Here is a 24,377-nt window from a genome sequence, read left to right as displayed (position 1 = left end):
ATTATGGCAAAATCAGTTGATATATCTCTTTCATTATGTGGAGTGCCTCTTTCAAACCCACTTATCCTTGCCGCAGGACCGTACAGTCGCGATAGTGAAACACTTAGACGCGCGATAAAAGCAGGTTTCGGCGCCGTAACAACAAAAACAATAAGACTGATTGCAGCTGAGAATCCTTTTCCTCATATGGCTCAGGTAGACAGAGACACGTTAATTAATGCAGAAAAGTGGTCCGACCTTCCTTCTCAAATATGGGTTGAACATGAGATACAAGAGGTGAAGCGTCTTGGTGTTCCAGTCATCGCCAGTATTGACTTTACAGGAGAAGAAGTTGAAAAAATCGCCTCTTTGGTTGAAGATGCCGGGGCTGACTTTATCGAAATAGTCTCCTATGACGTACAACATATCTTACCAATGCTTAAAGCCACCAAATCCGTAGTCAAAATTCCTGTGATTGCCAAAGTAAGGGCGAATTGGCAAGACCTTTTAAAAAAAGTCATAAAAGTTGAGAGGTTTGGTGCCGACGCTGTTTCAGCCATCGACTCCATCGGTCCAGTCTTAGCAATAAACGTTGAAACTGGAAAACCCTATCTCGGTAGCGTTAGAGGAGAAGGATGGCTCTCTGGCGCTGCTATTCGTACAGTCGCTGTGAGATGCATCACTGACATAGCACGAAAAGTGAAAATACCTGTAATCGGCATCGGCGGAGTCTTCAGAGGCCGAGATGTTGTTGAAATGATTATGGCAGGGGCACAATGCGTTGAACTCTGTACCGCCCCTATTATGCACGGCTTGCAAGTTGTTAATCACATAAAACACGAACTCATTGAATTTATGGAGAGGAAGAGATACAAGACCTTGCAAGATTTTCGGGGAATCGCGTTAAAGCATATAGATAAACAGAAAGAGGAAATGAAGGAAAAAGTTTACCCCAAAATTAACATGAGACGCTGCACCTCATGTAAGCTTTGCGCAAATCTTTGTCCCTATCAAGCACTCACCATGAAAAATGGAAAGGTCATCCTAGATAAAAATAACTGCCTCAGCTGTGGTTTATGTTATTCTATTTGTCCTCAACACGCCATATCACTCGTAAGGAGCTGATAACCATCAAACTAAAGTATAAAGGGTATATGGGAAAAATCCTTCGAATAGACCTCACAAAGAAAAAGCTATACAAAGAAAATCTGTGCAATGAACTCGCCGAGAAATTTTTAGGTGGACCAGGGTTCTGCACCCATATTCTTTACGACGAAACTGGTCCTGAAACTGATCCTCTTGGACTAGAAAATCGTCTCGTCTTTACTGTTGGGCCATTGTCAGGCACAGCGTGGCCACAATCTGGAAGATATGAGGTTGGTGCTAAGAGCCCGCTGACTGGCATTTTAGGTGGGGCAAATTCTGGAGGGAAATTTGGACCTCAAATGAAGCGTGTTGGTTACGACGCTATTATCCTTCAAGGTCGTGCTTCTAAACCTGTCTATGTTTATGTCGAAGATGGAGAAGCCAAAATCGTTGACGCGAAGCATCTGTGGGGGAAAGATACGGATGAAACCATGCAAGTGACAAAAGAAGAACATGGTAAGAAGACTGAAGTTGCTTGCATAGGCCAAGGCGGGGAAAACCTTGTGCGATACGCAGGTATAATTACAGATCGTTTTCGCCTTGCTGCTCGTTCAGGATTAGGAGCAGTTATGGGTTCCAAGAATCTGAAGGCCCTTGCTCTTAACGGGAATCTTCCTGTAGAAGTTGCCAATTCAGAACGTTTCTTAGAACTTGTGGCGTTGGCAGATAAGCGCATTAAATCAGATCCCTTTGTGCCAGAAGTTAGGAAGTATGGAACAACAATTCTTGTAAGCGTAATGAATGAAATTGGAAGATTTCCTGTTAGGAACTTTCAGACAGGAGTATTTCCTACAGCCGACAAGATTAGCGGTGAAGAACTTGTTGAAAAATATAAAATAAGGGATAAAGCATGCGCTGGTTGTAGAATTGCATGTAAAAACGTTATAGAAGTTAAAAGCGGCCGATTTAAAGGAATGATCCTCGATCACCCTGAATACGAAACCCTATCCGTTTTTGGGGGGCGTGTGGGAAACGACGATCTTGACTCAATTATTGATGCTCATATTCTGTGTAATCTCTACGGGATAGATGTTATTTCAACCGGCGGTGTAATAGCCTTCATAATGGAACTTCACGAGAAAAAGATAATTGATGAAAAAGATACGGGAGGCATCGCTTTCAAGTGGGGAGACAAAGATCTGATCCTAGATCTCATACGTAAGATCGCTCATCGGGAAGGAATTGGAAACCTCTTGGCCGAGGGAACAAAAAGAGTCGCAGAGCAGATTGGTCGTGGTACAGAAAAATACGCGATGCACGTAAAAGGATTAGATATTCCTGCTCAAGATGGACGGGCACAAAAGTCTATGGGACTTGCACATGCAGTTTCCACAAGAGGGGCAGATCATTTGCGTGCCTCTGCTTTTCTGGATGAAATAGGGTTTGAAAAGGCTATAGAGAGGCGTTTTGGTAAAGAGTATCTGCCAGAAATGGCGGACAGGCTAGACGAAAAATACAAGGGGATAATGGTTAAAGTTTGCGAAGACTTTGCAGCAGTTGTTAGCTCTTTAGGTCTCTGCCTAACTGGAGGATACGCGTATCCACCAATCTTCTTCTTCAGAGATCTTGCAGATGCAGTTTCAGCCGCTACTGGGATGAAGGCTACCGAGAGAACCCTGCGAACAACTGGTGAACGCATAGTTAATCTTCAAAGGGCATATAACATTAGAGAAGGCTTGTCCCGAAAAGATGACAGATTGCCATCTAGATTTCTCGAAGAGCCAATTCCGGATGGTCCATGTAAGGGACAAACCGTGAATCTAGAAGCAATGTTAGATGAGTATTACAAAACGCGCGGATGGGACGTTAAAACAGGGCTTATCCCTAAGGAAAAGCTTGGAGAGCTTGGGTTAAAGAATGTATCGGATGAACTAGAGCAAATGGGAAAATTGCCTCCTAAAAAATTATAAGAAAGCCACCTACGAGCGCGGCGCAAGCTTTGAACAACACTAACCAATTAGCTGATTATTGGCTAAGAAATATTTTTAGTCTTAGAGTTTTAACTCTAATTGGGGATGAAACTTGAAGAATAGTGTCATAACGAGTTTGGGAAATATTGTAGGGAAAAGCTATGTGGTGACTGACAGGTGGAAAATGGAAAGTTATTTGGTGGATGAAACTGCTGAGCCAGTTAGACCTCTACCTGCGAAGAAGCTTGCATTAGTGAAACCTGTCAACACTCGAGAAATTTCTAAAATATTGAAGTTCGCAAACGAAAATAGGATCCCTGTTTTTCCGAGAGGTAGTGGAACAGGGCTTGTAGGTGGGGCTGTCCCAACTGAGAATGGCATAATTCTTACTATGGAGAGAATGAATAAAATCCAAATAGACAAAGAGAATTTGATGGCGGTTGCGGAAGCAGGAGTAACACTTGAAAAACTTTCAAGCTCAGTAGATGATAGTGGGTTATTTTTTCCTTTACATCCAGGGGATGAAACTGCTCAAGTGGGGGGTCTTGTGGCAACAAATGCTGGTGGAGCTAGAGCGATAAAATATGGAGTTATGAGGAATTATGTAAAAGGAATGGAAATTGTGCTTCCCACGGGTGAGGTGTTGAGGCTTGGAGGAAAGTTGCAGAAAAACAACGTGGGTTACGATTTGATGCATCTTATAATAGGAAGTGAAGGAACATTAGCTGTGATAACTGAAGTGATTCTGCGGCTTTATCCAAAATTTGGAGCCACAGCAACATTGATCGTTCCATATAAGAGTCGGAATGGCGCCATAAATAGTATTCCAAAGATATTACAAGATGGGAGAATGCCATTAGCTATAGAATATGTTGAAAAGGATCTCATGGAAGAAACAGCTAAGCATTTAGGTGAAACTTGGCCAGTTAAAGAGGGGAATTGTTACCTTCTAATAATAGAGGCTGAATCCAGCAGGGACCAGATGCTTTCGGAGAGTTTGAGAATAACTGAAATATGTAAAGAAAACGGCTCTCTTGAACCATTATTCGCCGAGCCAAGAGACGAACAAGAAAGGATCTTAAGAATAAGAAGCAACATATATTCAGCTCTAAAACCCAAAACAGCTGACATTTTAGACGTAACCGTACCCCCAGCAAAAATAGGCAAACTCATAGATGCAGTAGACAAGATCTCCAAGAAACACGATGTTCATCTACCCGCATATGGACACGGCGCAGATGGTAACTTACATGTACATATAATGAAAAAAGAAGGTAAAGGTTTAGAACACATCGAAGAGTTAAGAAAAGAAATATACGAAGTTGCCCTTGAACTAAAAGGCGTCATAACAGGTGAGCATGGAATAGGAAAAATTAGGACAGAAAAGCTCCACTTGTACCTAAATAAAAAAGAGCTAGAACTAATGAGGAAAGTAAAGAAGATATTCGACCCAAACAACATCTTAAACCCTGGAACCAAAATAAAAATTTAAGTGAGCACCTTGATCATCAAGTTTTCTTATGGCAAAGCTGTAATTGCAATGAATTTCGAGCAAAGGCTAGCTCAGACATACTCAAAAAACTTATAGCGCAATAATTTGACAGGAGATTATTTGGGCACGTGCCCATCATGTCAGTATCCATGGATTTCTTTAGTCATCTCTTCGAGTCCTAACTCCAATAACTTCCTTCTTGTGGGTATGCCATTCTCCCAATCTTTTACTTCCCAGTACTCTTTAAGAATCGTTTGCCATGGAGGAACCTTTCCAGCAGCTCCACCGTTCCTATGCGGGATTGTCAACCGTTCGGGCATGACATTATCCATCCTTGGGATAAGCCCCATCCTCAAGTTGAAGCAGTGTTGCATGCAAACTATGCGTTCACCAATCTTCCAAGCCTCCTTGGGCGTTACATCCCAGCCAGTTATAGCATTCAAGATGTTTATTTCATCGTCTAATGACACGTTAGAAAAATAGTAAAAGAAGCACCAGACAAGGCTATTCCAGAACTGCTGAATGTCCTGATACACTGCTCCGACATAACCCTTCCTATCCCAACCGAACCTATCCATCTTCATAGTTATCCCCAATTCAGGTATGGTAGCACCAAATTCTACAGCCTCTGCGAAGCCATGTATGTGGCATGACCCCCTGGTTGAAGCTATAGTCGTTACGGTCTCAGCGAAGAATGCTCTAGGATCATGGGCTGCTACGGCTTGGCCCATAGCATGGATGGCGTAGAGCTTAGACTCTGGGAATTTTTCGACGCATGGTTTTAGGCCTTCAGCTAAGAGATCGCCTAAACCCTCCCTCTTAGCAATCTTCTCAATCATTAAGGTTAGCGTTTCACCGTTGCCCCATTTTAATTCTATACCTTCAGTATCATCCTTAGTTATCAGAGCCTTTTCATAACATTCAAAGGCCCATGCCAAGACTGCACCGACCTCTATTGTATCAATCCCATACCTGTTGCACAGGTCATTAGCCTTAACAATAGCCTTCAAATCATCTATAAGCAGGTTTGATCCGAGCATAGCTAAGGTCTCATATTCAGGTCCAGCGGTCTTGGATTCGTAATCTGAATTGGTTATTCTTCTATGACAGCCCATCACACAGTAGGCGCAAGGCCATCTCTTTACCTTTAATTCCTCAGTGAATCTAGGTGTCCCTATCTTCTCTGCGCCTTCTGGCCATTTATCCTGAAGCCAATTCTTCATCGGGAGACGCCCGTTCTTTTCTCCAGGTACAACAGCCATAGCCTGACCGTGCTCAGCGTTATCTTTCGTGAATGAGGCGGTCAAAATCTTCTTTAAAACATTGCTATATAATTCTTTGAGCTTATCAGCCTCGGCGATAGGAGGCTGCATCGTCCCTCTTAGAACTAAGGCCTTAAGATTCTTTGAGCCCATAACTGCGCCCAGTCCACATCTTCCTAGGGCTCCATGCTTATCCACCAATATGCATGCATAATTTACAAGGTTTTCTCCAGCAGGACCTATAGCTGCTACACTTGCTTTTGAATCACCAACCTCTTCTCTTAAAACATCTGTCACGTCAGCTGTATCCATACCCCAAAGGTGGTTGCCACCTTTCACCTCAACTTTACCATCACAGATCCATAGATAGACTGGCTTCTTAGCTCTGCCATTAATGGCTATGGCGTCGAATCCAGCCCTCTTAAGTTCAGTACCTGCATGAGCTCCAGCGTTCGACTCCCCCCAATATCCTGTAAGCGGGGATTTAGCAGCAGCACTCCATCTTCCAGCACTCGCAATCTCAGCTGCCTGATAGGGACCGGTCGAAAATACCAGAATATTTCTGGGACCAAGAGGGTTAACATTCTTGGTGACAACCTCAGATATCATCTTTGTTGCGAAGCCCACTCCACCTAAATATTTCCTTGCAAAACTCTCACCAAAGTTTTGCACGCTCGTTCGTTCAGTTGTTAGGTTCAACCACAAGATTTTACCCCAATATCCTCCTTTCAGAGCTATTTTGAAACACCCCCCTCAAACGTTGATTTTTCAATTCGTGATTGAAATGCTTAACTCTTTCGATTGATAAAACAAGCATACCAGTCTGGTTGACACCGTGCATCATTTGATAGCATACTCACTAAGAATCTAAGAGATTTGCATAGGTCACATTGAAGTGTCATATTTACCCAATGCGCAAAGTTTATCATTCTAAACTCGTTGGATTGCGCTCTTGAAGAATGTCTTCCATCCGAGTTTTTATCTCTTGTTTCGATTCAGGATGCGTTAGGATGTAGAACTTTTCATCTTTGATAGCGTTGAAGACATAATCAGCTACCTGATAGGGAGATACTCCCGCACGCACAGCCTTACAAAAGAATTGTCTCGGTTGCTCAACTTCAGAGTTCTTAATCTCTTCAGCAGAATTATTCTGTAGTTCGACGGGACGATTGCGCTCTGAGTTCCCGAGTCGTGTATTGATGAACCCGGGGCATAGAACTGAGATCTTGACTTTAGCGCCCATATGTGCCAATTCATGGTATAGTATCTCGGAGAGCGCCACAACGCCATGTTTGGTCACTATGTAAATTCCACAACCAGGTCCAGATATTAACCCCGCGAGAGACGCTGTATTGACAATGTGGCTCTCGGTATCTTGCTTGAGCATAATAGGGACAAAAATCTGAATTCCATGAATCACTCCCCACAAGTTTACACCCATAACCCATTTCCAATCAGCTAGTGTACTTTTCCAAATTGGGCCGAACGTAACGACACCAGCATTATTGAACAGTAAATGGACTGCTCCAAAAGCCTCAAGTGTTCTCTGGGCTAGCGCTTCGACGTCGCTTATTTTTGAAACATCAGTCGGTACAGCTATAAGAGTCGCTCCCATGGCTTTCAATTCTTCTTTGGTTTTGGCTAAGGTTTTCTCATCGATGTCCGCCAGAACAACCTTCATGCCCTCTCTCACACAGCGGTTGACTATTGCTCGTCCTAAACCGCTAGCTGCGCCAGTGATGACAGCCACTTTATCTTTGAACTCTTTCATGGTTTATACTGCCTTCACAATTTTTCAGAGTATAACCCTATTTCAAAAACAAGGCTTAGTTAAGTTCTAGTTAAATCTTGTGGAAAAATATTCAGTAACAAACTGTTCATTCTGGGAAAATAATAGCGCAGAATGCACATTGTTGATTTAGCGCACGCCTTCTGCAAGAAATTTGTTTAGCCCTTCAGCATCTAATCCCGAGATTTCCAGTTTCTCGGCAGTTCTTCCTTTTTTGTAGTAATCAACTTCATTAATAACTGAGGCCAACTTGATTAATGATTCCACTGTAGGCATAGGAACATCAAGCATTCTACCAAGAGATGCCCAAGAGACCAAGCCGTAAGGGACATCCTCAGTTATGTATCTTGACTTAATACTGGAAGGAGCTTCGATGCTTCTGAGTATGCTGTTATTATACATTTCTTGAATTGTTCCTTCTTCGGCGTATTTACCCATTATTAAGCGCTTCTTTGTCGAAATCTGCCTAAACCCCAAAGTCTTACAAAGGGCTAGCCTTTCTTCATCTATTGCTTGGATAACTTTTGCAACAGAAAGCGTCACACAGTCTTTATAAAAACAAAGGCGTTTTAGATTTTCAATAGGCCATGTATTTAACAGTATTCCAACAGGATGAACTAAAGGATTTGGATTGTTTAAAAAAACTTCTAATACATTAATGGCTTTAATCGCTGAAGGGTATAGTTGTTTGAAAATACTAACGGTCTCTTTAACCTCCTCTCCAGGGAATGTTCCAAATAAGAAGAACTTGGTGGCGACTATCACCTTAACTTTAGCTGGTCCCAGCATTCTGCATGCATAAGTTAACGTTGATGTCTCGGCTATTCTTATTTCCTTTTTTACTCCCATGCTTCTTAAAGTCTTGGTAAATTCAAGTGAACCAAAATAGCCAGGATTCAATACTATAGTTTGACCTTCGCTCAAATATGGAGCGCAGCGGGCTGCAATGTCTTTGTGCCCAAATGTTGGAACCGTTACAATTATTATTTCTGCGTCTTGAACTGTTTCTTTAATATTGTTGCTCCATGTAATTCTGTTTAATTTCGCAAAGCCTTGTTCTCTAATCCTGCCGGTTAACTCTATCCCGCCAGATTTTAATATTGGCGCAATACGATTGTATGATCTATTCCAAAGATTTACCTTGAAACCTCTTAATGATAGATCAGCAGCCGTCGCACAGCCACCATTTCCAGCTCCTAGAACTGCAACCGTTTTTACCATGCATCGTCGATCTCCTATTAAGCAGCATAAGGGTTGTCATGTATATTTCTATGTTCACACGAACCAATACTAGTATTTTTTCGACTTCCATGATGCCATTGAACAACTTTCGATAAACATGAGAATAAAATCAATGTCTCGCTTCAATGTGATGTCCAGCCCCCGTCTATTACTAAGGTAGATCCAGTAATGTAAGAGGATTTGTCTGATGCCAAATATAGTGCTGCTTGAGCAATTTCTTCAGGCTCCGCAACTCGTCTAAGAGGAATTTTCTCTAAATTGCGAGCAAATGAACGCTCGTAATTACCCGAGGCAGTCATTACTCGTTTAAATGTGGGAGTAAGAACTGAACCGGGACATATGCAGTTGACACGAATATTCTGAGAAGCAAAGTCTAAGGCCATAGCCTTTGTAAGAGAGATGATACCTCCTTTTGATGCGCAGTATGCAGCTTCGCCCTTGGAGCCAATGAGTCCTAACACGGAGGCAATGTTGATGATAACCCCACCTCCAAGCTTAACTATTTTTGGGATACAATACTTGGAGCAAAGGAAGACCCCCTTTAGGTTGATATCGATGACTTTATCCCAGTTTTCCTCAGTTATGTCTATTATTGAGCCAGCGGATCCGACTCCAGCGTTGTTGCAGAGTATGTGGAGTCCTCCATATTTTTCAACAGTTGCTTCTACAACTTTTTTAACGTCAGCTGCTTTAGACACATCTCCTTGCATAAACACGGCTTCACCGCCATCATTTCTAATGAACTCAACTGTGTCCCTTCCTTCCTTCTCACTAATGTCTGCGACAACTACATTTGCTCCTTCTTTAGCAAAAAGCACAGCTATGGCGCATCCAATTCCGGAGCCAGCCCCAGTGATCAGTGCAACTTTGCCTTCTAGTTCCTTCTGTTTCAGTATAATTCACTTCCACTTCATTCAATTGTGAATAAGCCATCTGAGGATATTTTGAAATTGCGTGCGCGATGATTCAGGTTAGTTTTTAATATTAGCAGTAATGCGTTGTATATGAGCTTGGTTGGCGTTATCTCCATTTTTTTGGCCTTTTCCTCCAATTTCTCGTAGAGGGACTTTTTCACCACGAAGTTCACAAAGTCGGTATTTCTGTAGACACTTATGTTCAGCACATCCTCCGGAGGATCCGTAAAGGTGATAGAGGTGGTTGCAGGGCGTGCAACCGAGTTTTTCCTCCTTTCCGATTGTAGACTATTCTTGAACCTGTCTGGCAAGTACTTCGCTACCCAGCGGTAGCTCATTCCTGTTTCATTCACCATCTTATACGCTATCTTTCCGGGGTCTATTCCTTTGCTTTGGTAGATTTCGCCCAGCCTGTTCAACAATTCCATCTTCTCCTTACTAGACACGCTTCTCCTATGGGTATTGCTGATGATCCTAGCGACAAGTCTATCTTTCTCCGTCTTGATGTGCTCCAGCCTTACCCTCCTCCAATTTTGATCCGCGCTAAAACGGTGTTCTCCATCAATAATGTTGCCATAATAGTCAACTAATATAGGGTAAAGCTGACCAATCCTATCCGAAGAAGACTTCAACTCGTGGCTTGTCATACCTTCTCCCTCATAACATTACTTCTAGTATATTACTGCACGCTCGAAAGAAAAATATTTCGGTAATTAGGAAAACGGACAATTTCTGTGAGTTTACATGTACAATGTTCAAGAATTAGCAGCAAAAATTGGACTCACACGCACAACATGACTCTAGATTACTTCAATCAACTAGGAATGAACTTAAAAATTAGCATGTGCAATTGTTTTTGAGGAGTACATCTTGCCTGAACAACAAAAATCGCTCGATGAAATAGATATAGGAATCCTTGAGATATTGCAAAAGGACAGTAGAACTCCATTAGGAAAAATAGCTAATGAGTTAGGAGTCCCAAAATCAACAGTACATTATCGAATAAAGAGGCTGGAAACAGAGAAAATAATCAAGGGTTACTATGCAAAAGTTGATGCAACGAAACTTGGAAAAGACTACACCACGATTACTTTTGTCCGCGCAAAATACGGTCCAAGCTACCACGAAAAAGTAGGAAAGATGCTAGCCCAAATCCCAGGCGTTTGTGCAGTCTACTTCATATTGGGAGAAAACGATTTTGTTGTTTTAACTATCTCGGATAATAGAGAAGATTTCATGGGAAAACTCGAAAAAATGTATGACATGCAAAAAATTGAAAGAACCAGTACAGTAGTTGTTGTAAAGACAATAAAAGAAGATCCGAGAATAGAACTCAAATCTTCTATGTGAATCAACAATTTTCCAAATACACCACTTTTTCTGATACTGAATGTAAAGGCTGAATAGAGATTAGCGAAAAAAGACCGGAAATTGATTCAAATGTGGATTGCATCTTTTGGCACGCACAAAAAATTAACCCAACGAAGGCTTGATAAAACTTCCGTACCCACGTTTTCCTACAATTTCACCTTCTTCGGATATGATTTTTCCACGAACCAACGTCATCATTAGCTTTGCCTTAACTGTCCATCCCTCATATGGCGTATAATCAGCAACGCATTTCAAGTCTTCTGACCTAATTTTGTGATCCTGTTTCAAATCTACAATTGTCAAATCAGCATCGGTCCCCTTCTGCAACGATCCCTTTTCAGGATATAGCCCAAAAAGTTTGGCGGGATTCTCAGATGCTACTTCAACAAATCTTTCTAACGTGATTTTGCCCTCTCTAACTCCTTTGCCTAGCATTACCAAAACAAGAGTTTCTAATCCTGGAACACCAGGCGGGGTATTCCAAACATCTTCCCAACATACATCTTTTTCACTTTTCGTGAAGGCACAGTGGTCAGAGACAACCAAGTCTACAGTTCCATCATTTAAAGCTCTCCAAAGTTGGTTGGCGTCTTCTTTGGTTCGTAAAGGCGGCGTTGTAATTATGTAAGGACCTAATTTTTCATAATCATCTCGTGTGAAATATAGATGATGTGGACAAACTTCAGTGGTAACACGCGAGCCTTGAGCCTTTGCTTCTCGTATCAGGTTTACGCCCTCTTTGGTTGACAAATGACACACATGAAGTTTTGCATCGGTCTTCTTAGACAAGAGAAGAGTTTTAGATATTGCTTGGGCTTCAGCCAAGTTGGGTCGTGCATCAGCAAATGCCATGATATCTTTTCTTCCCTCAGCAAGTAACTTCTTTTTATAGTAATTTAGTGTAGTGTTGTCTTCAGCGTGAACAGCCGCTATTGATTTTGCATTCGATATTAAATGAAATGCTTCCAGCATTATTTCGTCATTTTTTATGGGTGCATCTCCACACATCATTATTTCGCCAAAGCCAACAACCCCTGCTTTTACTAGTTTTTGTATTTCCCGGAGGTCTTTTTCATCAGAAATTTCTCCACCATATAAAGCAAAGTCTACAAAAGACTCACGTTCACCCATCTCTCTCTTTTTAAGCAGCATAGCTACAGAGGAAGTCCGCAGCTTCATAGACGATGCCATGTCGATTATAGTTGTGACTCCACCTACAGCTGCAGCCTTGGTTCCTGTCTCAAAACTTTCACGTATAAACCCGGGATCACAAACATGAACATGAGCGTCGATAAATCCGGGCATGATGAGTGAGCCATGAACGTTCATCACTTTATCGGCTTTAGGTAGATGGGTTTCCTTTGCAACTACAACAACTTTGCCTCTATCAACGGCTATGCCTGCTTCAAGAACCCCTGCAGATGTAACTATCTTACCACCTTTTAAGACAAGATCAACAACCATGTCAAATCCCGCTAATAAGCGCCAATTACTTTTATTGTCTGTATACATTTTAATCTTTAGAGAAATTTAAAGGATGTCAATAAAAAGAAAATTTAAGAGCGTACATGCATCGAAATAGTATGTACTTTTATAAAAATGAGGGGTGCTAGTGGAAAATCAATTAGCCGAAAAAATTGCGGATGAAATTGTGAGTCTTCAAAGAACTTGGGTTCAAATAGTGAAAGAGAAACGTGGAGGACAATTCGAAGTAAGCGATTGGCGACCGATGCTTCAAGTGAAAAACCGCTTAGTTCCCTCCAGGAAACAATCGAAAGACGTTTTTGATCTCTATGTGGTCTCAGCAAATGCAGGGTATAGTGTCATTAGTAGTCTCACAGAGTTTGTGCTTCCTGAAGATGAGCCTTGGCTGGAACATTATCAAACAACAGCTGTCTTCGAAATACTGTATGAGTTCGACAAGGATTTTAAACGGGCTTCGGTTAAAGTCGCCCAAGCTATTGACAAGTCTCATGACCTAATCCAAGAAGAAATCTTTTCTAGATTTTACGGTCGTTACGGACCGACATGGATTGCGGATTATGTGCCGACTCCCGGATCGTTCTCAAACCTGTATATGAGAATTCTAAATAATGTCGATATCAAGACTGAGTATAAGTGGGCTTTCATTAATGCCGTATCCGCAGCTCGAAATACCAGTTATAGCGTAATGTTCGGATCTAGATTTTTTGATATCTTGGATGATAACAAAGATATCCATGAAGCAATTAGCGCTGAAAAAGAGATAATGAAAGACATGTGGCTTAACCCAATCGAGACGCAAGTTCGAATAATGAAGGAAATCGGGCACAAGTCCTTCGATTACAAAAAATGCCTAGAGATGTTTAAAGAAAAAATTTTCAAGGCAACCGTTAAGGCGGCAAAGGCTGGCGTACACTACGCCAATCTGAGTTTAATCCCACTCTGGAGTGCTGGAGACTTCCATCATGTCTCTCAAACAACATACAACTTATGCAAGAGCGACATCGAAATGGCCATACTCGAGAGCCTTACACACGCACTTGAAAACACAATTGAAAAAGCTAAACTCAAGCACAAGCTCAAAAACCCTTACGAAATACCAGCATCGGAAGTAACTGCCGCTGGAGCAGCATATATCATGCAGCTAGATGGCTTTACATCAGAAATGTTAAACGATCTATTCCTAAAAAGATTTTATAACCTTCTGCTCAAGAACCCTAAAAAGTTCAGGTATGAATGCATGAATGGTGAATTTGTTAACTTCTTAACTCGAGGAGAACATTACATTGAAAAGCCTCCGGTGGGTCTTGGTGGCCAGATTTATGGTATTACTATTGATCTCTCTGCCATAGACGATAATGAAGTTTTGCAGAATCCTCAAAGATACGGATGGCCAGAGTGTCCTATTACTACTCGCTTTGCTGGATTACTTCGATTTGCTGATGAGCCATTTCACCTAATTAGCGATCCCTTGATATGTTTATACGCAACAGAGCTGATAGCTCTTAACCCTAGTGAACCTTACTTACCTTTTCTCTACTGTAAGCAATGTGCCTTAGCAAAACTTTTGCCGTACAGATGCAAGTACTGCCTTGCTAAAAGGCGTATGCCTCCTAAACGAAAAGATTGATTTCAAGCCTTTTAGGTTAATGTGTCGCATACATTCGGTAATTAAGACCCCATCACATCGAGATGTCTTTGCTTCTTAAATTCTTTTAAGGCTTTTTTAATGGTAACTTTTTCATGCACAATTTTCGTTATCGCCCTCGTCATACCTTCTGGGTTTTCATGTTGCCAAATATTTCGTCCAAAAGCTACTCCAACCGCCCCAGCGCTGATGGCTCGCTCCACCATCTTTAACACTTGTTCCTCGGTTTCCATCTTTGGACCGCCAGCGATCACGACAGGCACGGTACAGCCTCTAACAACCTCTTTAAACGTATCCTCTCTTCCAGTGTAGTAAGTCTTTATTATATCAGCACCCATTTCCGCACCAACACGAGCGGCAAGACCCACGACTTCCGCACTATATGGGTCTTTTATTCTTTCGCCTTTGACCGGAATCATCTCAGCCACTAGTGGCACACCAAACTTTTCGCATTCCCTGGCAATGGCGCCGAGACTCGCTAAGACCTCATTCTCCTTTGCTGTTCCGATGTACCCCATAGCGATCACGGCGTCAACACCCATTCTGACGGCATCTTCAACAAGAGCTATTCTCCGGGTATTGAAAAATTCAGGTCCGTATATTGTGGTTGCTCCATCAATGCGCAATATCAATCCTGCCTGCCCTTTAACCTCTGTCGCGATATGCTGGCACTCACCAGGTGAAACCACTACAGCGTTTGCTCCGCCTTTTAATGCCTTTTTAACAACTTTAGGAGGTTCTACTAGTCCTTTTAGTGGTCCCATGAAAAGCCCATGATCTATCGCCACTATGACCGTTCGATTGGTTTTCTGGTCGAATATTCGTCCTAGCCTTAATGTCTTGCCAACTTGAGACATGTAGGTCGCTCCTTCCTTTTTAAGCTAAATTATCAACAATACTTTAAGTCCTTTGCGATTTGCTGAGATGTCTATTGCTGTCAATATTTCATCAAGATTGAACTTGTGAGTTATGAGCCTATTAGCATCAAACTTCTTTGTACCTATTAATTGTAACGCTTTGGAAAAATTAGTATGGGAAAATCCGAATGTTCCCGTGATGGTCAACTCTGAATAATGAATGAGGTTTGGGTCAATCTTAAGCTCAGATCCAGCGGGATACCCACCGAAAAGGTTTACGACGCCTCCTTTCCTTGCTAATCTTATCCCTTGCTCTGCGGCTAAAAGGCTGCCCACCGCGACAATAACCACATCAGCCCCTCGGTCTCCGGTCTCTTGAATAACTTTTTTGACAGGATCTTCCATCGTCTCATTAACCGTTACATCAGCTCCAAGTTCACGTGCCACCTTTAACCTCTCATCAAGCTGTCCACTAACAATGGTTTTACCTGCTCCCATTAAATTTGCCAATTGCAAATGCATTAATCCTATTGGGCCATCTCCAACGATCGCAACTGAATCACACACCTTAACTTTGCACTCTTCCATCCCGTGAAGACAGCATGCCAAAGGTTCCGTAAGTGCTGCTTCTTCATAAGAAACATTCCCCGGTATTTCGAGGATTCCCTTCTCTACAATGTTAGACGATACTTTTACGAACTCTGCAAACCCGCCTGGAACAAGTGTCCCTTCGAAAAGTCTACTGCACAAAGTGTACTGTTCATGCAAGCAATAATAACAGGCGCTGCATGGCACATAAGGGGCAATGACAACACGATCACCTTTTTTATGTCCAGTGACATTTTTCCCGGTCTTAACGATCTCACCTGTAACTTCATGCCCAAGAACTGCGGGAGGCTTAATTAGCGGGTGTCCTCTTACGACTGTTTTAACATCGGTTGCACAAATGCCACAAACGTACACCTTAACTAATATTTCTCCATCCCTTACTCTCGGAGCTTCGACTTCCTCTAATCTCACATCTTTTAACCCATAATATACAGCTGCCTTCACCTTATCATCTCCGGAGCATAACTTGTAACCAGAAGATTATATATGGGTTTGCTGGAGGGCTGTTGATCAATTGCTTCGTTGGTCTGCTAGACTCATAATGGGTCAGATAATACAGGATTGAGTTCTTGCTGTAATAAATCAGACTAACCCTCTTTCACGCATAAACTTCTCAAGTTCAATTTGTGTAGGCAGTGGCTCTTGAGCACCAATCTTTGTAGTAGCTAAAGCTGCTGCACAGTTTGCATAAACCACAGCCTCTTTTAATTCTCCTCTAGAGGAAATGGCTATGGCTAATGCACCGCAAAAAGCGTCCCCTGCGCCAGTAGTATCCACCGTTTCAACTCTTAGTCCTTTTATATGAGCCACTTCTTCTTTTGTTACAACTATTGCTCCTTTCTTTCCAATTGTTAGAATGATATTTTCCACTCCTTTTAACAAGATTTTTTTTGCAGCATTTTTTGCTGAGCTCAGATTCGATATTTTTACGCCGCTCAATACTTCTGCTTCTTGTTCATTTGGTATTAGAATGTGTATTTTTCTTAGTAGTTCGTTTGACAGTTCATGGGCTGGGGATGGGTTCAGAATCACTTTTATGCCATAACGATAGACTTTGTTGATCGTATACTCAACGACCGAAAGCGGTATCTCTAGTTGCATTAAGAGGATGTCGGATGACTTTATAACGGGATCAGCTCTGTCAATATCTTCTTTGCTGCATCTCAAATCTGCGCCTGGTGCAACTGTAATGATGTTGTTACCATTTTTGTCGACCATTATTAACGCAAGACTTGTGTACGTTTCTCTGTCTCGCTTTATGAGCTTAGTATTTATTCCGTGTTGCTTTGCGTTCCTAATTGCTTCCATTCCAAAAAAGTCGGCTCCAACTCTTCCAATCAATGTAACATTGGCTCCAAGTTTTGCGGCTGCTACCGCTTGATTTGCTCCTTTCCCGCCTAGACACGTCTTTAATTCCTCACCTAGAACAGTTTCACCGATGCGCGGAATTGTTTTCGTTTTTACAGTCAGATCCATATGGAGGCTACCAACAACTACAATTTTCGTTTTCATCTTCTTATAAAGAAAAGCATTAAGTGAGTCTCTATATTTCTTATAAATTTCTTCAGAACCCAATTTACAACCGTCCCTTCTTCAATTTGGACCAACGTTTTTAGGTGAGTAATAGCGCTTAAAGTATTCTTTCAAGTATAGATAAGCGTCTTTGTACATTTGAAAGGAAGAGGTATACTTTTTGTGAGACGTTTTTTTAGGATTGATTCTGCTTTTGACTTTAATCATGTTCTCTGACGCTTCTTTTATGTCACCATAGACTCTAACACCGACCGCTCCAACTATGGCTGCACCAAGCGCTGTCGCTTCGATCTCCTCAGGAATAATTATGGGTTTTCCAGTTACATCAGCTTTAATTTGTCCAAAAATTCTGCTTCTCGCGGCTCCTCCACAACTCCGAATTTCATTTATTTCCGCACCTAATCCCTCGATTGTTTCTAAATTGTGTCGTATACCAAATGCGCACCCTTCAAGAATTGCTCTTACTACATGTTTTCGAGAGTGATTAAGTGATAAACCTACGAGAACTCCCCTGGCAGTCGGGTTCCATATAGGGCTTCGTTCACCCATCATGTATGGCAGAAAAATTAGTCTTTGGGATCCAGGAGGTGCCTTTGCAGCTTCGACATCTAGATCTTCATAAGATTCACTTGGATAGCCGAATGTGTCACGGAACCATTTAAGAGAAGCCCCAGTAGAAGACATTACTCCCCATGTAACCCAAAAATTTGGCAACATCGGAAATGGTTCACACTTTACTCTTCCCTCCGGATCGGAAACTTTGCGATTAGATGGAATCATGAGACAGGTGGAGCTTCCTGTAATTTCACATGCACAGCCTGTTCTCAAGGCATTAACGCCAATCATTGCCATGTAAGCATCGATTCCCCCTGCTGCAACCGGGGTGCCCTTCTTGAGCCCAGTTTCACGAGACGCTTGCTCAGTGACGGTACCAACAATTTCCGTGGGTCGAAAAACATCTGGGAGTTTTTGGATGGGTATCTCTAGTTGGTTTAAAACCGTCTCCGACCACCGATCCTCGCTAACATCAAAGTGGCATGTGATCGCGTTAAGCCAGTTAGTGACAAAATTACCCGTGAGCTTGTATTCGATGAAGTCGGTTGATTGGAGGAATTTGTGGGCTTTTCGGAAAACTTGTGGATGTTGTTCTTTAACCCATATGATTTTGGGCAAAATCATAGAAGGGTCTTCTGTGATACCGACGATCCTTGTTATGGTTCTGGTCTGTCTAACAGCACGACGGTCCATCCATATAATGGCGTTCATTAGCGGATTGCCACGTTTGTCAACTGGAACCAAAACGGGGGACTGACCAGCGAGGCTGACACATTCTATTTGTCCTGGGTGAACATTAACTTTCTTTGTTATATCTGAAACGGTTTTTCTAACGGCATTCCACCATAAATGAGGGTCTTGCTCAGCCCATGAAGGTTCGGGAACGATTATGGGGTATTCTTGGTATGATCGTGCTAGAGACTTCCCTTTAGCATTGAAGAGTATTGCTTTGCAGCCTTCTGTCCCTATATCAATACCCATCAAGTAGGGTGATGATGACATATTCTTAATCCTCCTTTTTCATCGTTTTTGAACAACTAAGTGTCACAGAGATTTGAGTTCACTTTTCCTCTGTGTGTGATTAAATGTGCACGTGTTTGAGGGGTCAATTGAGACCTACCATAGTTTTTAGCAGACTGCTGTTAACATCTCCAAACTTGTATATTTCGCCCGTCTTAAGATTGTTAATGTAGATTTCTGCAGGAGCAAAAAGATCGATATCTATCCCTCTCCACCCGCCGTGTTCTTTCACGAGCTCTACGAAGGATCTGCCATAACATTTTGACGTCCGTGAGGGCATCTTCTTAGCTATTTCTCTTAGATCTGTTTTTTCATCGGGCATTATGTAGAGATGCACTACACTGCCATAAGAAAGCATGTCGTCAGGAATAATTTTAGGAGATTTCAGTGGAGGCAGAGGTGCAATTCCACACGCATATTTCACGTTCTTTACATTGTAGTCTAAAGTACGTAGCTTTACCATTGCATTCTCAACACTTCTTCCAGTAACCTGAACTAAGCCAGACATGCTTGAGAGTGGAGACAGAACCAAGTAGAGGCTTGCTGGATCTACTTTGCATCTTTCTACGAGTCGATCAGCAACTTTTTCATCTGGATATTGCTCCGATTGAAGAACCACTACACCAACTTCAGCAAAATCCTTGTATCCAACAATTTCAAACAGTTCCTCAGGTTCATGAACTATTGCTCTAGCTGGTCCACTTGCGATAGCGTTGTATGAGCCAACGTTGAAGTTGATCCAACCGTCCATTGCTTCGCGATAGCCACCCGATGCTTGACATAAGATAGAAAATATCGGAAAATCGGTTGAAACTCCTATGGCAGGTAATGTTATTCCTTCTAATTCCATTGATGTCAGCGCTACGTTTCCCAAACCGCCCAAGCATATTTTAGTTACATACAGACCTGCTTGTACTCCTCCATAAGCTTGGTTTCCAGTGTCAATTATGTGGACACCATTCTTTAAACAAGTATATTTGATGTTTAATTCTTCGGCTTCATCTATCATCTTTCTACAAATTTTGGCAGCTAATTTGTTTACGCTAAGCAATCTTCCACCAATTTAATATTTACGAGCTTCACTTAAAGATTAAGTAGGTACAATAAATATGGTTGGCAAAAGAAGTTTCGGATTGAATCTTCCAGGGTTCTGTCCTGTGTTAGAAACTGCAGAATTATCTAAAATGGCGGAAAATCAAGGTTTTGAATACGTTTGGATCGCTGATGAAAATCCTGCGCCTTCGTGTAGAGATGTCATAGTGAATATGACAACCATTGCACTCAAAACATCTAAAATCAAAATTGGAACCGGTATATGTAACCCTTACACAAGGCATCCAGCACTTCTAGCCGTTTTCGCATCTACATTAGACGAGTTGGCAAGTGGTCGTGTGGTCCTTGGGCTAGGGCCAGGGGGAGACATGCCACTTCGACCTTTAGGGATAAAGATGTGGGAAAAACCACTGACTACTGTAAGAGAAGCCGTTATAGTAATTAACCGGATATTGTCTGGCGAAACGGTGGACTACGACGGAGAGATGATAAAGGTAAAAAAAGCAAACCTCTCTTTTCTTCCCAAAGCTAAGATTCAAATCTACTTGGCAGCCAGGAGCCCAAAGTTCACGCGTATGATCGGGGAAATGGCCGATGGATCCTTACTCAACGCCCCATTTCATTACATAAAGGATGCAGTGAGCATAATAAAGGAAGGAACCGAAAAAACTGGAAGAAGCATTGCAGATATAGACATTGGCAACATTTTGCCTTTTGCGGTTGCCAAAGAGGATGATAAAGCGAAAAGAAAAGTGAAATACTTGACTGCATTCATGAGCGCGTTCACACCCAACTTTGTCCACGAAAAATTGGGAACAAAAATTGAGCGAATTGATGCAATTAGAGATGCTTTGAAAAAAGGTTTTACAGAGAAAGCGATGAATTTAATGACCAATGAAATGATAGACGAATTCTCGATTTCTGGAAAACCGGACTACTGCTTGGAAAGAATTGAGGAATTCTTCAAGGCTGGTGTAACACAAATGATCTTTGTAATACCCGACTTGAAAGAAGTGATAAAACTGGCTGGAACAAAGATTATTTCATCCTTTAAGAACTAAAAACCAAGTGCTTTACATCCCAAAAATTGCTAGTTATCAATAGATTTATTTCTCTTGCAAGTCTTTGAATACACCATTAAGTTTACAAGGAGAAACAATCACTTGATTTTCGGATGGATGGGCAAAGCTCTACATGTAAATTTAACCTCGGGTAAAATGCATGTGTTTAAGATTGAAAAATCGCTTTTGAAGAAGTTCTTAGGAGGACGAGGCTTAGCTTCATACTATCTTTTTAAGGAGTTAACCAAAAAAATAGATCCATTTTCACCTGAAAACATTCTACTTTTTTCAGCAGGACCCCTCGCAGGAACCAGTTGGCCAACTTCATCAAGAATCACAGTGGCTGCGAAATCGCCTCTAACCAACGGTCTTGGATATGCTCATGCTGGCGGAGATTTTGGTCCAAAATTGAAATTTGCTGGCTACGACTTGCTCCTCATTTCCGGAAAGGCAAAGACACCAGTATATCTCTACATTGAGAATGAAACTAGAGTCTTGAAGAATGCTTCACATATCTGGCGGCAGATGACAAGTGAAGCAATCAAGGTCATTCAGGAGGAAGTAGGCAAGTGCTGCGTCGCATCTATTGGACCCGCAGGCGAAAATTTGGTACGCATATCATCTATCATTACTGACAAAGAAAGGGCAGCAGCTAGATGTGGTCTCGGTGCAGTCATGGGTTCTAAAAATTTGAAGGCAGTGGCGATAAATGGGAATAATAAAATTAATGTTGCAAATCCCGAAAAGTTTCGAAGTTTGTGCACAGAAGCCTTCAAGCGGTGGTCTCCGAAAAATCCCCAGTTGGAAGGTTTGAGCAAGTACGGTACTCCTTGGCTCATAAACTCAAAGAATGAGATAGGCGATCTCCCAGCGAAGAACCATCAAACAGCACAGTTTCCTTGGGCTGAAGACATTTCAGGAGAAACAATAAGAGAGAAATACTTTGTCAAATCTGAATCATGTTTTGCGTGTCCGGTTCACTGCAGAGCGTCTGTAAAAGTGTCAGATGGTAAATATGCACCTCTTACTGGCACACGCCCCGAATACGAAAGCATAGACTCTCTAGGACCAATGTTATGGATCTCAGACTTCAGCGCAATTATGAAGGCTAATCAGCTATGCAACGAGCTTGGTTTGGACACTATTTCCACCGGTGTAACTATAGCCTTCGCAATGGAACTCTATGAGAAAGAGTTGATCACCAAAAAAGAAACAAAAGTGTCTTTGGAATGGGGCAACGACGAAAGCATGTTGAAACTTATTAAAATGATAGCCTCTCGGGAAGGATTCGGAGACATACTAGCTGAGGGCACCGCAAGGGCAGCTGAAAGAATTGGCGGGCAAGCAAACAGATTTGCGATGCATGTCAAGAAAATGGAAATGCCCCGACAAGAACCAAGGACCCTGAAAGCCTTCGGATTGGGTCACGCCGTTTCCAATCGTGGAGCGGATCACCTTTACGCATTGCCAACAATTGACTCTGCCCGAAAATGGGATGTTGCCAAGCAACTTTTCCCAAACAAGCCTTTAGACAAAATGATGGACACACGAAATCCAACATACAAACCTGAAATAGTTGTATTCACAGAAAACTACTGTGCAGCCACAGATGCCCTGAGTGTGTGCAAATTTACAACAGCTGAGACCTACATATTCATGCCATTGGACATTGCAAAAGCTCTTTCAGTATTAACAGGAGAAAAATTCACCGAAAAAGAACTATTGATGTGCGGAGAGCGAATCGTTAACTTGGAGCGATGTTTTAACGTGCAAGAAGGGTTTTCTCGAAAGAACGATAAACTCCCAGAGAGATTCCTCAAGGAACCATACCAAGGAAGTATCGTGGAGCTGAATAGAATGCTTTCAAAATATTACAAACTAAGAGGATGGTCAAAAAACGGAATCCCCAAGAGTGAGACTATCAAAAAACTTGGTGTCTCAAAATATAATGCGTGCACATAGCGCTCGTAGATATGTGTTGGCATTTTATCACTTGCATTTCTGGGGGAGGTAGATCTACTTTTTAAGACTGTTATTTTGATTATTTTGAAAATTTGAACAAAAGAAAACTTATGAATGCGAGGATAGATGCCAAATACATAGTAGTCCTGTAGCCACCTGTTGTTATCACAAAAGTTGCTATTAATGGACCTATTATGCATGACAGACTTAAAACGGAATCTAACAAACCGCTGACTGTTGCTTTTTCGACATTCCTATCCATCAAATATCTCAACCCACCAACATAAATTAGCGCCCAAGAAGCGCCTAAAAGAATTTGAATTGGGATTATCTGCCAGAAATCAGTAGCAAGAGTGAAAGAAAAGAATGCAATACCTGATAATATTAATCCTGCGGTAATCGAGGAAGTGTAATTTATTCTGCCACTTAGAGTATACATAAAGATGAACTGAGCTATGCTATTTATCATTACAATAGCACCGACCAAGAATAAATCCGCACCGAGTGACTGCAAGAAAAGTGGCCAGAAAGTCCACATCACGTGAGCTCCAATATGGCGGATTAGGATGGATAGATAAAGTGAGCGGTTCTTCTTTATGATTCTAATTGGAAATTTAGGAACACCTATAGAATCGTGCCTTCCGAATCTCATTTTTAAAGCTGTAAGAAAAGCAATAAAAAACAGTAGGGAACCGAAGATGAAAATGCCTTTAATCGTGAAATAAACAGCTATTAAACCTGCTATCAATGATCCTAAAGCCCAGCCAAATGCTCCGAAAGATGAAAACTTGGACAAATCTTTTTTCTTCTCATCGACGTATGCAACTAATGAGGCTGGGTATATACCAAAGCAAAAACCAACTAGAGCGCGTGTTGTCAATAAAGTCAAGAAATCTTGAGCAAATATTTGAAGGAAAAATGCAATTGCAGACGATGCTAAACCAGCCAATAAGAATAACTTCCTGCCATACTTATCAGATGCACGACCAAAGATGAAGAAAGATAATGATAAAGTAAGAGCGTAGAAAGCTGCGATGAAACCAATTTCTGTGTTTGGTATTCCCAAGTCCTTAGCAAATATGGGTATGTATGTCCAAGAAGCCATTATAGCGGCAAGTGTGAGGAATTTAATCAAATTTGGTTTCATTGCTTCAGTGCCTTCCTTCCAGTCAGATGGATACTCCTATTAAAATATCTGTTTTAATTCTCACGATTCCAACTTTGGTTAGGCGGCTTTGTCATCGATTTCCTTGGGACATTATAAACCTGTGGTGTCAATTTTTATTATCTAATGTACCACCATCTTGCTTCATTTTAAACATAGTATACGAATATTTTAAACGGTTTTCTTTGATCCGTCAGCGGTGTCCTCAAGTTAGGAACGCTCTAGTCTTTTTGAGCAAAAATGTTATATCATTTATCAAATATTCCAAATAAACAAAAGAGGATGACGTTAGAAAATGAGTGAAATGTGGAGGCCTCGTTGGGCAGA

At 41.7% G+C, this 24,377-nt stretch carries 19 protein-coding genes; 7 read left to right on the top strand and 12 right to left on the bottom strand.

Annotated features, from left to right (window positions below; genetic code table 11):
* Positions 1-3 precede the first annotated feature (3 nt).
* The 3 genes from KAU88_06825 to KAU88_06815 all read left to right on the top strand — a co-directional run bounded on the left by KAU88_06825 (position 4) and on the right by KAU88_06815 (position 4,527).
* Complete coding sequence (locus KAU88_06825) at positions 4-1,104, top strand: 4Fe-4S dicluster domain-containing protein (protein MCK4478223.1); 1,101 nt, start codon at positions 4-6, stop codon at positions 1,102-1,104.
* Between the two features lie 29 nt (positions 1,105-1,133).
* The gene (locus tag KAU88_06820; GenBank protein ID MCK4478222.1) at positions 1,134-3,035 is read left to right on the top strand and encodes an aldehyde ferredoxin oxidoreductase family protein; all 1,902 of its coding nucleotides are present in this window, start codon (positions 1,134-1,136) and stop codon (positions 3,033-3,035) included.
* Between the two features lie 112 nt (positions 3,036-3,147).
* Positions 3,148-4,527 carry an FAD-binding oxidoreductase gene (locus KAU88_06815; GenBank protein ID MCK4478221.1) on the top strand — a complete coding sequence of 460 codons (1,380 nt, stop codon included), beginning with the start codon at positions 3,148-3,150 and terminating at the stop codon, positions 4,525-4,527.
* A gap of 140 nt (positions 4,528-4,667) precedes the next feature.
* Here KAU88_06815 and KAU88_06810 read toward each other — a convergent pair whose 3' ends face one another.
* The 5 genes from KAU88_06810 to KAU88_06790 all read right to left on the bottom strand — a co-directional run bounded on the left by KAU88_06810 (position 4,668) and on the right by KAU88_06790 (position 10,381).
* Complete coding sequence (locus tag KAU88_06810; GenBank protein MCK4478220.1) at positions 4,668-6,488, bottom strand: aldehyde ferredoxin oxidoreductase family protein; 1,821 nt, start codon at positions 6,486-6,488, stop codon at positions 4,668-4,670.
* A 226-nt stretch (positions 6,489-6,714) separates the two neighbouring features.
* Positions 6,715-7,560: an SDR family NAD(P)-dependent oxidoreductase gene (locus KAU88_06805; protein MCK4478219.1), complete on the bottom strand. Its 846-nt coding sequence runs from the start codon at positions 7,558-7,560 to the stop codon at positions 6,715-6,717.
* A 147-nt stretch (positions 7,561-7,707) separates the two neighbouring features.
* Entirely contained in the window at positions 7,708-8,799 is a 1,092-nt protein-coding gene (locus KAU88_06800; protein ID MCK4478218.1) for an NAD/NADP octopine/nopaline dehydrogenase family protein, read from the bottom strand.
* Positions 8,800-8,942: 143 nt separating this feature from the next.
* Complete coding sequence (locus KAU88_06795) at positions 8,943-9,713, bottom strand: SDR family oxidoreductase (protein MCK4478217.1); 771 nt, start codon at positions 9,711-9,713, stop codon at positions 8,943-8,945.
* A gap of 17 nt (positions 9,714-9,730) precedes the next feature.
* Positions 9,731-10,381, bottom strand: a complete 651-nt coding sequence (locus KAU88_06790) for a ParB/RepB/Spo0J family partition protein (GenBank protein ID MCK4478216.1) — start codon at positions 10,379-10,381, stop codon at positions 9,731-9,733.
* Positions 10,382-10,604: 223 nt separating this feature from the next.
* On the opposite strand from KAU88_06790, the gene KAU88_06785 reads away from it, so the two are divergent.
* Entirely contained in the window at positions 10,605-11,084 is a 480-nt protein-coding gene (locus KAU88_06785; protein ID MCK4478215.1) for an Lrp/AsnC family transcriptional regulator, read from the top strand.
* A 123-nt stretch (positions 11,085-11,207) separates the two neighbouring features.
* On the opposite strand, the gene pyrC is transcribed toward KAU88_06785, so the two are convergent.
* On the bottom strand, positions 11,208-12,569 hold the full coding sequence (gene pyrC, locus KAU88_06780) for a dihydroorotase (protein ID MCK4478214.1): 1,362 nt from the start codon (positions 12,567-12,569) through the stop codon (positions 11,208-11,210).
* Between the two features lie 148 nt (positions 12,570-12,717).
* On the opposite strand from pyrC, the gene KAU88_06775 reads away from it, so the two are divergent.
* Positions 12,718-14,217, top strand: a complete 1,500-nt coding sequence (locus KAU88_06775) for a DUF2193 family protein (GenBank protein ID MCK4478213.1) — start codon at positions 12,718-12,720, stop codon at positions 14,215-14,217.
* A gap of 41 nt (positions 14,218-14,258) precedes the next feature.
* Here KAU88_06775 and KAU88_06770 read toward each other — a convergent pair whose 3' ends face one another.
* The 5 genes from KAU88_06770 to mch form a co-directional block, all read right to left on the bottom strand.
* The gene (locus KAU88_06770; GenBank protein ID MCK4478212.1) at positions 14,259-15,092 is read right to left on the bottom strand and encodes a fructose-bisphosphate aldolase; all 834 of its coding nucleotides are present in this window, start codon (positions 15,090-15,092) and stop codon (positions 14,259-14,261) included.
* A gap of 24 nt (positions 15,093-15,116) precedes the next feature.
* A complete protein-coding gene (locus KAU88_06765) occupies positions 15,117-16,145 on the bottom strand; it encodes a zinc-dependent dehydrogenase (protein MCK4478211.1) in 1,029 nt (342 codons plus the stop codon).
* Positions 16,146-16,283: 138 nt separating this feature from the next.
* Complete coding sequence (gene rbsK / locus KAU88_06760) at positions 16,284-17,213, bottom strand: ribokinase (protein ID MCK4478210.1); 930 nt, start codon at positions 17,211-17,213, stop codon at positions 16,284-16,286.
* 81 nt (positions 17,214-17,294) lie between these two features.
* Positions 17,295-18,791, bottom strand: a complete 1,497-nt coding sequence (xylB, locus tag KAU88_06755; protein MCK4478209.1) for a xylulokinase — start codon at positions 18,789-18,791, stop codon at positions 17,295-17,297.
* Positions 18,792-18,894: 103 nt separating this feature from the next.
* Entirely contained in the window at positions 18,895-19,860 is a 966-nt protein-coding gene (gene mch, locus KAU88_06750) for a methenyltetrahydromethanopterin cyclohydrolase (GenBank protein MCK4478208.1), read from the bottom strand.
* A gap of 58 nt (positions 19,861-19,918) precedes the next feature.
* Here mch and KAU88_06745 point away from each other — a divergent pair, with 58 nt between their 5' ends.
* Both KAU88_06745 and KAU88_06740 read left to right on the top strand, forming a co-directional pair.
* Positions 19,919-20,923: an LLM class flavin-dependent oxidoreductase gene (locus KAU88_06745; GenBank protein ID MCK4478207.1), complete on the top strand. Its 1,005-nt coding sequence runs from the start codon at positions 19,919-19,921 to the stop codon at positions 20,921-20,923.
* A gap of 102 nt (positions 20,924-21,025) precedes the next feature.
* Positions 21,026-22,885, top strand: a complete 1,860-nt coding sequence (locus KAU88_06740) for an aldehyde ferredoxin oxidoreductase family protein (protein ID MCK4478206.1) — start codon at positions 21,026-21,028, stop codon at positions 22,883-22,885.
* Between the two features lie 79 nt (positions 22,886-22,964).
* Here KAU88_06740 and KAU88_06735 read toward each other — a convergent pair whose 3' ends face one another.
* On the bottom strand, positions 22,965-24,032 hold the full coding sequence (locus KAU88_06735) for an MFS transporter (protein MCK4478205.1): 1,068 nt from the start codon (positions 24,030-24,032) through the stop codon (positions 22,965-22,967).
* Positions 24,033-24,377 lie beyond the last annotated feature (345 nt).

This window comes from Candidatus Bathyarchaeota archaeon (assembly GCA_023131225.1).
In the GTDB taxonomy this organism is placed as follows: domain Archaea; phylum Thermoproteota; class Bathyarchaeia; order Bathyarchaeales; family SOJC01; genus JAGLZW01.
Note: the sequence above shows the minus strand (reverse complement) of the source record. Positions and strands in the feature narration are given on the sequence as shown.